Origin of the sequence: Plasticicumulans sp., assembly GCF_035331805.1 — a bacterium.
Lineage (GTDB): Bacteria > Pseudomonadota > Gammaproteobacteria > Competibacterales > Competibacteraceae > Plasticicumulans.
This window is the reverse complement of the sequence record NZ_DAOLKE010000370.1, coordinates 1,786-3,287: the sequence shown is the minus strand read 5'-3', so window position 1 is coordinate 3,287 and position 1,502 is coordinate 1,786. Positions and strand designations below refer to the sequence as shown.

The 1,502-nt window shown below is 67.9% G+C and carries 2 protein-coding genes and 1 pseudogene; 1 reads left to right on the top strand and 2 read right to left on the bottom strand.

Annotated features, from left to right (window positions below):
- Nucleotides 1-84: 84 nt before the first annotated feature.
- Both PKE44_RS16965 and PKE44_RS16960 read right to left on the bottom strand, forming a co-directional pair.
- Entirely contained in the window at nt 85-345 is a 261-nt protein-coding gene (locus PKE44_RS16965) for a type II toxin-antitoxin system RelE/ParE family toxin (RefSeq protein ID WP_324553625.1), read from the bottom strand.
- The gene (locus PKE44_RS16960; RefSeq protein ID WP_324553623.1) at nt 332-535 is read right to left on the bottom strand and encodes a hypothetical protein; all 204 of its coding nucleotides are present in this window, start codon (nt 533-535) and stop codon (nt 332-334) included. Before PKE44_RS16960 ends, PKE44_RS16965 begins: the two co-directional genes overlap by 14 nt.
- 380 nt (nt 536-915) lie before the next feature.
- Between PKE44_RS16960 and PKE44_RS16955 the strand changes: the two are divergent.
- Nucleotides 916-1,502, top strand: a pseudogene (locus PKE44_RS16955) (hypothetical protein); the annotation flags it as partial.

Here is a 1,502-nt window from a genome sequence, read left to right as displayed (position 1 = left end):
CCGGTCGGGGTCTGATTTCCACTCCGCGGGCAGGCAGCCTTGCCCGTCATCTCCGCCCCGGTGCAAGGCCGGGGCGGCAGAGGTTCAGCGATACACCTCGCGCCGATGACCGACGCGGATGACCTGCACGACCAGCCGGGCATCCTCGACGGTGTAGATCAGGCGGTAGTCGCCGGAGCGCACCCGCCAGGTATGCCGGGCGCCAGCGAGCTTGCGGGCTCCGGGCGGATACGGATCGCACACAAGCCCCTCGGCCAGCAACACCAGTGCCGCGATGACCTCGCGGGGGAGCTTGCGCAGCTCCCGCTCGGCCGAGCGCTTCCAGACCAGCTCATAACAGTCCATCGGCCCGCAATCCGGCCTTCAGCTCCTCGAAACTGACGCAGTCTTCGTCCTGCCGCTCGGCGACCGCGGCCAGATCGGCGATGTCCTCCAGCAGCGCCTCGTACTCGGCCAGCGACAGCACGACCGCGACACGCGCGCCATCGGCGTCGGTGATGAATTGCGGATGCAGGGACTCGAAAACGGTGGCCATGCAGATTGCCTCCGGTGGTGATGAAGGAATGCTTCGGACCGGCGTTCGCGAGCGATTTAACACGGACGCAGCGCCGCTTGCTGCGCTGATGCAGGAACAACGCGAAATCGGGCACTTCGCACAGCGCGGCCTCGGACACTCCCCCTGCCGATACGGCCCGGTTCTTCCAGCGTGCTCATGTCCGCCTTCCCGCTGCCGTTGACGAGCCAGCCTGCTGATGGCGCCGCGCCCCGCCAAGTCTGCAGCTTTCTGAGGTTTCCGCCTGCCTGAGCACAGCGGGCGGCTGAAACCTCGAACTTCGTAGCCATTCCGTACTTGCCTGACGCCATCCGTCGTCTACGCTGATCCCGTATCGATTCCGTAGACCCCCGGAGGCCACCATGCCCGCGAAACCCCTGCACCCGGATGTCGTGCGCCGCAACGCCGACAAGGTCGCTGAGCAGATGGGGCGGGCGGACCAGGAGCGGTTCGAGCGGCTGCTGGGCTTGCCGGTGGCGGGGGATCGGCGGTTTTCGCTGGCGGCGGTGCTCGGGGCGCTGTTCGAGGGCATGGCGCGCGAGGCGGCGCTGACGGCCTTGCGGCAGTTCCGGCAGCGCCTGAAGGCGGCGGCGGATCAGGCCGGGGTGCAACTGGCGCTCGAAGCCGACGGGCAGACGCGGGCGGCGCCGGAGAATCGGTGGTGCTGGTTCGAGGGCGAGGACGGGCGGGTCGCGGCGGCGGCAGGGTTCACGCGGGCCGAAGTGGAAGCCGGGGCGCGGCTGCGGATGCCGCAGTCGGCGGTCGAATTCACGGAGCGCGACGCGGACGGCAGGCTGGTCGTGCCGTACTTCGTTTCGTATGCGCATGGCGATGACAAGCTGGTCAGCGATCTGCTCGAACGGCTGCGCATCCGCTTCAAAAGCGCGAAGGAATATCGCTTCGAGCAATGGCAGGACAAGGACATCGTCATCGGCAGTCACTGGCGCGA